An 8,890-nucleotide genomic window follows, 5' to 3' on the forward strand; every position below is an offset into this window, starting at 1 on the left:
GACCCGCACCGCCCGCAGCGGGCGGCCGGTCGGCCGGGGGCGTCGCCTCAGCCGCGGGGGGCAGGCCAGTGCCGGCGCCGCTCCCCGGGCAGGTCGGGGTACAGGACACCGGTGGCCGCAGGGGTCGACCGGCGCCGCTGCTGTGGCAGGTGCTGCGCCCCGAAGTGCGCGATGGCGCGTCGGTACGCCTCGACCTTGCGTCGGGCGATGGCCGCGGGTTCGATCTCGACCACGCCGAGACGCCCCCGGGCCCCGAACGCGCTCGCCCGCGCCGGATCGAGCAGGAACGGCGCCAGCGCGTCGGCCAGCGGCGCCGGATCGCCCGCCGGAACCGAGGTCCCCGCCTCCCACCGCTCGACGAAGGGCGCGACCCCGGCCTGGTTCGTGGTCACCACCGGCCGCCCGGCCGCCATCGCCTCGGCGGCGACGATCGAGAAGCTCTCGAAGCGGCTCGGCACCGCGACGACCCGGGCCCGCCGGTAGACCTCCTGAAGCTGGGCACCGGACAGGTGGCCGGTGAACTCCACGTCCAGCCCGAGCTGGAACGCTCGGCGGGCCAGCCACTCGCCGGAGGGAATCCCGTCGATCTCACCCGCCGAGCGCCCCGCGAGCACCAGCCGGTGCGACACCCCCGCCGCGCGCAGCCGGGCCGAGGCGTCGAGCAGGACGTCCACTCCCTTGAATGCCTCGAGCCGGCCCACGCAGGCGATGGTCGGCGTGGTGTCGGCGACGTCGGGAACGCCCAGCCACGGCTCCGCGTCGAAGGGGTTGGGAATCACCTCGACCTCGCGGTCGTCCAGCCAGCCCCGCTCCCGCAGCGTGTCGACGAGAAGCTGGGAGGGAGAGGTGACCACGTCGGCTCGGGCGGCCGAGATCCGGTCCAACCGGTCGGCGAGCAGGCCCTTCGCGCTGATCGGCTGGCCCGAGAGCCGGACCGTGAGCATGGTCGGGCAGTGCAGGTGAATGGCCAGTGGCACCGAGCGGCGCGCGGCCTGGATCAGGGCGCGGGTCTCGCCGTCCTGCGTCTCGATCACATCCGGTCGCAACCCGAGCTGGCGGGTCCAGAGGCTGTAGGAAAGCGGGAGGCTGGCCCGCAGCGTCAGCGAGTCACGCGGGTACAGCGGCCCTCGAAGCTGGGCGCCCACTTTTCCCAATACCCGGCTGACCGGCACCCGTAGTAACGGACGCCGGTGGACGTGCACCCCGTCCTCCACCGAGTCGGCAATCTGGTAACCCTGCGCGCACAGCACGTGAACCTCATGGCCGAGTCGCGCAAGTGCCGTGGCCAGCGCCGCCGTGTAGGTACCCGCACCGTCCCAGACGACCGGCGGGTACTGCTCGCAGAAGAAGAGAATGCACAGCCGCTGTAAAGAGAGCAATGACTCCGCCACGTGGTGTCCCCGATTCCGCCGTGCCGTAACGAGAGAGTGCGAAGAATATCGCCAATACGTTACTGGGTGGACGGGGCGCGCGTACGTACGGTCCGCTGGATCCGGCGAGTTTGAGGGAAACTTAAGGTGACGAGTTGGCGTTGGTACCCCGGTCGTGCCGGTGGCGGCGGTCGCGGGGGTGGCCGCCTCGCACCCGGCTTGCCGACGGGCAAAACTTAACATTCGCGTAAGGGTGGAGTTGGCCGCGCCGTCCGGCGGCCCACGGGTTGGATCATAGGTCTTAGTGTCGGCCAGAAATGGGACCTATCGTCCTTTTCGGCGCTTTGGTGTGGAGTCGGCCAGGGCGACGGCGGAGTTCGGCGGTCTCGCCCGTGACAGGCGCCGCGGATCCCCGCGTCAGGTGACCGGGCGCCGCGGATCCGCGCCGCGAGTCGACCGCGGTGCGCCGGGGCGGTCGAGCCTCAGGCCGAGCCTGCGGATGGCGTTGGATCGCATGATCCAGCAGATCTCGTCGTCGTGGACGCCTGCCACAAGCCGGTCGGGCACCTCCCGGGTGGTCGGTCGGGTGGATGCGGTGCGCGGGTGGCCGGGCTCCACGATGATGAAGAAGTCGTCGAAGAAATCGTCGAAGAAGTAGCCGAAGATGCGGTTGTGGTGGTGGTGCGAGAACGGCTCCGTGGGCCTCCGTCGCCGAGCGAGGAACAGGCGTCACGACACCTGGCGTCGATGTGCTCCAGCGGGAACGGAATCCAGCCGATCCGCGCGTGCCCGAACTGCCCCGCAACGCCCTGGGAGGAGTCGGGAATCGCAGTCATGCAGCTCTCGCCGAGGCGCTCACCGAGCACGGCCGGACGGCCGAGTTCCGCAGTTTCCCTGCCGCCGGTCCCGCGACGTCGCGACGGATCGCGACGCCTACCGGCCCACGGCGGCTGCGGCGGCCAGGCGGGATTGGTGGCGGATCTGGACGTTCTTCCGGCCCCACCTCGCCGTCTGACCTGCGCGTCGTCGGACAGGACGGCTGGCAGGGGGCCCGCGGGCAAAGATCGGCGGTGTTAGTGCAATCGGGTATGCCCGGCGGTGGCTGCATAGGTGAATGACGCCCGGAACGTGATGGACGGTTATGTGCGAGTGGATTCTCCGTAGCCGAGTGCCCGCATAGTCGGACGGAATCGACAGTCGGCTGACTACATCACCGGAACCTCCTGCGCCGGTCTTTACCTGCTGCCGACTTTCCCGGCGACTACTCATAGCGAGAAGGCCGACGCGAATCGCTCGGCGCGGGGGAACACCCAGTGAGTTGTTCGGGGGGCTGGCAGGTGGGTGCAACACATCCTGCGGACCACCGCGGCGGACGGCATCGCCACCGCGAAGAACGCGATCTCCTGGCACGACCGCCGTCTAGCCGCCGTCTAGCCGTCGTCTAGCCGGCCGCGACGGTCGCCCCGGCGTCGGCGGTCGGCACGGTGACCGAGGCGACGCGCCGCCGCGCGATCCGTCCGGACGTCTGGTATCCGGCGACCATGACGACGACGACCGCGACGGTCTCGGCACTGCCGTAGATCCAGGTGGAGGCGCTGACCTCCTTCTTGGCAATCTTGGGCAGCGTGGCGGTCGTCGTGGTGGCGTGCTTTGCCGCCTGCTCCTGAAAGGCCTGGTTGCGCGCGGATCCGTGCAGGAACGGCGCGACCATGACGACGGTGAGGCCGAGCAGGACCTCGACGGCGAGGAGCGCGGGGAAGCGCCGCGCCAGGATCACGCGGAGTGGCCGGCCGTCACCGGCGGCGCGAAGGGCGTCGATGCGGGGGTGAAGCCAGAACTGGTTGGCGACGCCGAGCAGCAACAGGGCGGCGACGATGAGGATCTTCACCCCGAGCACCCGCCCGTACATGGTCGTGAACAGCTGCGTGGGACCGTCCACGTGTTCCCAGTAGAGGAACAGGCCGGACAGGACGATCGCGGCGACACAGGTCATCGCGGCGGCGGAGAAGCGGCGGATCGCGGGAGACCAGAACGGACCGCGATCGGGTTCGGCAATGGCGCCGGGCAGGGCGAGCAGCAGCAACCCCGCGAGGCCGCCGAGCCAGATCGAGCCGCCGATCAGATGAAACATCCACAGGGTGGTCTCGACGCTGGTGCGGCCCCACTCGTCCGGCACCTCGGCGGGGAACTTCGTGGTGCCCAGGGCGACCACGCCGGCGGCCAGCCCGCCACCGAGCAGCCAGCGCCGCGTGGGCCCGGACGCGATGGTGCGCAGCCCCACCGGGGCGACGAGCGCGGCGCCGACCAGGGAGAACGTGATCTCCAGCCCGGACAGGCGGCCGGCGTTGCCGCCGTCGTAGAGCGAGTTCCACGCCAGGCCGTAGTCGAAGCCGCCCTGCTCGGACGCATCGTGCGCGAGCTCGGTGAGCACGGTGGGGACGGCGAGCGCGCCGAGCAGGGCCGCGGCTCGGGCGAGCCGGGCCGTCGTGGCGGCGAGGGTCTCCGCTCCGATCCGCCGCGCTGGCGGCCCAAGGATCAGCGCGAGGGCCACGAGCCCGACGAAGCCCATCAGCGTCACCCAGGTCGTCCACGCGACCGCGCTGTCCTCGAACGGGCCCAGCGGTGTCGACGGGGCGGCAGCCGCGGACACCGCTGTGGAGTGGGAGAGGGAACCTGCAACCAACACGGCGACCTGCCCTGTTTGCGAACCCGAAAGGAGATGTTTAGGTTCGCTTCACCTAAGCTGGCCGTCAATGTGACGGCTGAAACAGTCTCGCCGTGAATCGCCTGCTCAGAGGGGGCGTCAGCCCGATCCCTGGGGGGACTCGGTTCGGACGCTCAAGGGCCCGGGCAACGCTCACGCCCAGCTTCGTGAGGCGTTCGACCGGATGGGCTGTGTGCTGCTGCCCTCGAAGCCGTTGATCATCCCTACGACCATGATCCAGTCGGCGGACCCATGGGTCGTGCCACAAATTGTCTGTGGGTGAGTGTGGATCTGATCAAGGCTTGATCGATGATCACATCAGTGACCTGTAAGAATGCTCCCGCGATAGGACTCGAACCTATAACCTGCCGGTTAACAGCCGGCTGCTCTGCCAATTGAGCTACGCGGGACCGGGTGCTCTGCGCACCTGACGTGGTCAGCCTACCTGAGGTTCGAGCGGTCTTGGGCGTGGGGTAGTAATCAACTCGGCGGCACAACGCCCGCCGGCTGGCGGCCATCCGCCAGCACGTCCATCGGTCTCCCGGGAGGCAACATGCGCATCAGGCCCAGCGTCGTCATCGCACTCGGCCTCGGGTACGTCCTGGGGTCCCGAGGTGGCCGCGAGCACTACGACGTGATCATGCGGCAGCTCAGGGAGGTTCGGGAGCGGCCGGAGGTGCAGAGCGCCGCCGGTGTCGTGTCCGCGCAGGCAGGGACGGTCTTCCACCGGGTCCGCAGCCTGTTCGCCGGCGAGGTCGAGGCGGCCGGTACCGGGCAGTTCCGGCCGGTCGCGGCGCACAGTTCGAACGGGGTCAGCTCGGTCGGCGCCCACTGAGGGCCGACCGCGGCGCCCTCCGGTCGTCCCGGGACCGGACCGGAGACAGGTGCCACGTCGGTTCTTCTCGGATGGGACGCCGTTGGGTGACCCCGGCCGCCTCCATCGCCTGCGGCCACCGCTGCGCCGCCCGTTGTGACCGTCACCGCATCCAGGACTGCCGTCCCGCGGGGTAATTCCGACGTCCCGCGGGGTAGTTCCGATCAGCTCACCGCCAGTCCCCACTCCAGCCGGCTGAGGACCGGCTGGGGTGCGCTCGGGCGACCCGGCGGGACGGCCCCGCCTCCTCGTCGAGGGTTGCGGTTGCGGTGCGTTGTGCCCGGTCCGAGTTCGCGAACCATGCACAACGCACCGCACCGCATCGCGTCCCGGGGGAGGGGGCGGGCGCCGGGTGTCGGGCCCGGGGCGTGCATACAGGCGGGGCCGCAGGGGCGACGGATCGGAGCGCGACATGGCGATGAAACAGGCCAGACCGGCGAGGGGACGGACGGCGGGGCAGGGGCGATCGGGCGGCCCGGCGCCGGGAGAGGTTCCCGGCGCGGCGCCGCCCGCCCTCGCCGCCCTGATGGACCTGCTGGGCCGGCGCTTTGCCCTCGGCCTCTACTGGCATCTACGGGGCGGCTCGCTGCCGTTTCGCACGCTGGCGGCCCGGCTGGACGCCCCCGAGGCACAGCTCGTCCAGCGGCTACGGGAGCTGCGGGAGGCCGGCCTGGTCGAGGTGGACGAGGTCGGCGAGTACCGGCTGACCGCCCATGGCAGGCGCCTGCAGGGGGTGATCGAGCCTCTCGCCGACTGGGCGGCGGACTGGGCGGCGCTCAGCCCGCGCCAGCGCAGCCCGCGCGGTGCCTCCGCCCGCGGCCACGACGAGCCCTGAGCGCGCTCGGGCGCCCCTTGTCCCGACATCACGGGATGTTGATGGTCAATGGACGGAGCGCGATTCTGAGATCACAGCTTGTCTTTCGCTGATCTTAAGAATCCTTTAGGTCCCGAGAGATGTGCTGGTCACTGTCGAACCTGGTGCGCAGGAGCACCGGAGATCGACCTGGTGGATCCGAGCTTCACCCGGCGGAGGTAACCCCGACCTCCGGTGGGTCTCCCTAGCCCGGGTCGCGGCCCGTCCCAGCCGCGACCCGGGCTCATCAGTCTCGGCCGGTCAGTCTCGGCCGGTGAGTCTCGGCCGGTGTCAGTCTCAGCCGGCGGCGAGCCGATCCCGGGCCGCGGCGATCCGGCGGCGGGTGGCCTCCCGGCCGAACACCTCCAGCGACTCGAACAGCGGCAGACCCACGGTGCGCCCGGTGACCGCGACCCGCACCGGCGCCTGCGCCTTGGCCAGCTTCAGACCGTGGCGCTCGCCGAGCTCGGTCAGCGTCGCCTTCAGCGTCTCGGCGTCCCACTCGACCTTGCCGAACGCGTCGTGGACGTCGGCCAGCAGCTCCGCCGCGGGCCCCTTCATCGCCTTCGCCCACGCCGCGTCGTCCACCGGGGCCTGCGGCAGGAACAGGAAGTCGACCATCGGCACGATCTCCGACAGCACCGCCAGACGGGACTGCGCGAGCCCGGCGACGGCGGCGAACGCGCCGGCGTCGAACGCGTCGGCCGCCCACGGCGCCGCCGGGGGTGCCAGCCACGGCTGGACCGCCGCGATGAACTCCTCGACGCTCAGCGCCCGGATGTACTCCCCGTTGAACGCCCGCAGCTTCTTCTCGTCGAAGAACGCCGGGGACGGCTTCACGTCGGCCAGGTCGAACGTCGACTCGATCGTCTCCCACGGCACGATCTCGTCGTCCCCGGACGGCGCCCAGCCGAGCAGCATCAGGTAGTTCTTCATCGCGCCGGGCAGATAACCCTCGTCCCGGTACGACTCCAGCGCCACCTTGTCCCGCCGCTTGGACAGCTTCTGCCGCTTCTCGTTGACGATGACCGGCACGTGCGCCCACACCGGCGGCTCGTCGGCACCGAGCGCGGCCCACAGCAGCTGCTGCTTGGGCGTGTTCGACAGGTGCTCCTCGCCCCGGACGACGTGGGTGATCCCCATCTCCAGGTCGTCGACCACGTTGGCGAGCAGGAACACCGCCGAGCCGTCGGCCCGCGCGATCACGAAGTCCTCGATGGTGTCGTTCGGGAACTCCGGGGTCCCGCGGATAAGGTCGTGCACCGTCGTTGCCCCCTCGTCGGGGGTGCGGAAGCGCAGCGCGCGGCCGGGGCCGGGCTCCAGCCCGCGGTCGCGGCAGAAGCCGTCATAGCCGTGCTGGGCGTTGCCCGTGCGCTCCGCCAGCGCGTCGCGGGTGCAGTCGCAGAAGTACGCCAGCCCCGCCTCCCGCAGGCGGGCCGCGGCCGCCCGATGCCGGTCCGCACGAGAGGACTGCAGCACCGGACCCTCGTACCGGCCGGGGCTGATCCCGAGCCAGTCCAACGCGCTGATGATGCCGTCGGTCCACTCGGGCCGGTTGCGCGAGGCGTCGGTGTCCTCGATGCGCAGCACGAAGTCGCCGCCCGCGCGCAGCGCCACCAGCCAGTTGAACAGCGCCGAGCGCGCCCCACCCACATGGAAGATGCCGGTGGGAGACGGCGCGAATCGAACCCGTATCCGCCCAGATCCCATGCGGGGCAGCGTACAGGGATCTCGGTGGGCCGACGGAGCGCCGCGGTGGCGCCGACGTCGTCCGCACCCACCCCTGACGATCAGTGTTCCGCGGCGCCGGGGGCCCACCCCGGCCGGACTGCGGTGCGTTCTGCCCGGTCTGGGCCCGCAGACCGGACATCCCGTACCGCGCGGCGCCCTCCCGCACCCAACCTGGATGATCGTTTACGTCCGCGGAACCGTGCCCCACGGCACGACCTGCCACCACGGGGGCCTGGCACGGCCCTCACGGTTCCGCGGAACCGCGCCGACGCCGACGGAGACGAGCCCGACGACCCCGACGACCCCGACGTCACCGACGTCACCGACGTCACCGACGTCAGGACGACCCCAACGCCCACGACCGCACGTTCCCACGGCCAGGCCTCGAGGGTCCGGCTTCAGGTGGCGTCGACACGCCGCCTGATCACAACCACCTCCGCGGCCTAGTCGCCGAGGAGGTCGAGGAGGTCGAGGGGGGTGGTGGGTTGGTGGGGGGTGTGGGGGGTGGTGGTGAGGTGGTGGCGCCAGAGGGTTTCGGCGGCGTCGGGGTCGTGGTTGGTGAGGTGGGTGAGGAGTTGGTGGTGGGTGGTGTGTTGGTGGCGCAGGGTGGTGAGGTCGGGGGTGGGGGTGTCGGTGGTGGTGGCGTCGAGGATGTGGCGGAGCATGCTGCTGATCATGGTGAGGGTGTGGTTGGCGGGGGTGGTGAGCAGGAGGGTGTGGAAGTTGAGGTGGTGGGTGTGGATGTCGGTGGGGTTGGGGTGGGGGGTGTTGAGGGCGTGGTCGGTGGTGGTGAGGTGGGTGGTGAGGTGGGTGAGGTGGGTGTCGGTGGCGGTGGTGGCGAGCAGGCGGATGGCGGCGGGTTCGAGGTGGGTGTGGGCGGTGTGGATGTCGCCGAGGGTGGTGTGTTGGTGTTCGAGGACGAGGGCGGTGTAGCGGGCGGCGACGTGGCCGTTGGGGGTGTGGACGCGGGCGCCGCCGTGGGCGCCGCGGCGGACGCTGATGAGGGCTTCGGATTCGAGGACGCGGAAGGCTTCGCGCAGGGTGGGGCGGGAGACGCCGAACTGTTCCATGAGGACGGCTTCGGGGGGGAGGGCGTCGCCTTCGTGGAGTTCGCCGCGGACGATCTGGCGGCGTAGGTGGGCGGCGACGAGTTCGGCGGTCTTCGGAACGCGCACATGCTGCCCGATGCGGACGGCGGCGGTGACCGCGGACGTGCTGGTGACGGCGGACGTGCTGGTGACGGCGGGTGTGGCGGCGTCGGGGAGCGTCCCGGTGACCGGGGGCGTGGCGGCGTCCGCGGGCGGGACGGATCCCCGCCGTCCGCGCCGGCCCGCGACGGTGCCCTTACGCGGCGAGCC

At 71.1% G+C, this 8,890-nt stretch carries 7 protein-coding genes and 1 tRNA gene; 3 read left to right on the plus strand and 5 right to left on the minus strand.

Annotation, left to right across the window (positions count from 1 at the left end):
• Positions 1-47: 47 nt before the first annotated feature.
• Positions 48-1,391 (minus strand): glycosyltransferase family 4 protein, encoded by a 1,344-nt coding sequence (locus tag ND748_RS18540; protein ID WP_251747168.1) that lies wholly within the window; start codon positions 1,389-1,391, stop codon positions 48-50.
• Positions 1,392-1,869: 478 nt separating this feature from the next.
• On the opposite strand from ND748_RS18540, the gene ND748_RS18545 reads away from it, so the two are divergent.
• Entirely contained in the window at positions 1,870-2,028 is a 159-nt protein-coding gene (locus ND748_RS18545) for a hypothetical protein (protein WP_251747170.1), read from the plus strand.
• 783 nt (positions 2,029-2,811) lie between these two features.
• Here ND748_RS18545 and ND748_RS18550 read toward each other — a convergent pair.
• Together ND748_RS18550 and ND748_RS18555 are read right to left on the minus strand one after the other, a co-directional pair.
• Entirely contained in the window at positions 2,812-4,056 is a 1,245-nt protein-coding gene (locus ND748_RS18550; protein ID WP_374215969.1) for a CopD family protein, read from the minus strand.
• A 355-nt stretch (positions 4,057-4,411) separates the two neighbouring features.
• Positions 4,412-4,484 (minus strand) — tRNA-Asn (locus ND748_RS18555).
• A 143-nt stretch (positions 4,485-4,627) separates the two neighbouring features.
• Between ND748_RS18555 and ND748_RS18560 the strand changes: the two genes are divergently transcribed.
• Together ND748_RS18560 and ND748_RS18565 are read left to right on the plus strand one after the other, a co-directional pair.
• On the plus strand, positions 4,628-4,909 hold the full coding sequence (locus ND748_RS18560; RefSeq protein ID WP_251747174.1) for a hypothetical protein: 282 nt from the start codon (positions 4,628-4,630) through the stop codon (positions 4,907-4,909).
• A gap of 451 nt (positions 4,910-5,360) precedes the next feature.
• The gene (locus ND748_RS18565; RefSeq protein WP_251747175.1) at positions 5,361-5,783 is read left to right on the plus strand and encodes a helix-turn-helix domain-containing protein; all 423 of its coding nucleotides are present in this window, start codon (positions 5,361-5,363) and stop codon (positions 5,781-5,783) included.
• Positions 5,784-6,098: 315 nt separating this feature from the next.
• Here ND748_RS18565 and gltX read toward each other — a convergent pair whose 3' ends face one another.
• Entirely contained in the window at positions 6,099-7,511 is a 1,413-nt protein-coding gene (gltX, locus tag ND748_RS18570) for a glutamate--tRNA ligase (protein ID WP_251747177.1), read from the minus strand.
• A gap of 464 nt (positions 7,512-7,975) precedes the next feature.
• A partial coding sequence (locus tag ND748_RS18575) for a FadR/GntR family transcriptional regulator (RefSeq protein ID WP_285902330.1) occupies positions 7,976-8,890 on the minus strand: 915 nt, incomplete at its 5' end.

This window comes from Frankia sp. AiPs1, from assembly GCF_023716945.1.
GTDB lineage: Bacteria > Actinomycetota > Actinomycetes > Frankiales > Frankiaceae > Frankia.

Excerpts from the sequence above, each read along its gene's own strand:
- ND748_RS18545 (WP_251747170.1), top strand. The coding sequence starts at position 1,870 with ATGGCGTTGGATCGCATGATCCAGCAGATCTCGTCGTCGTGGACGCCT.
- ND748_RS18560 (WP_251747174.1), top strand. The coding sequence starts at position 4,628 with ATGCGCATCAGGCCCAGCGTCGTCATCGCACTCGGCCTCGGGTACGTC.
- ND748_RS18565 (WP_251747175.1), top strand. The coding sequence starts at position 5,361 with ATGGCGATGAAACAGGCCAGACCGGCGAGGGGACGGACGGCGGGGCAG.
- gltX (WP_251747177.1), bottom strand. The coding sequence starts at position 7,511 with ATGGGATCTGGGCGGATACGGGTTCGATTCGCGCCGTCTCCCACCGGC.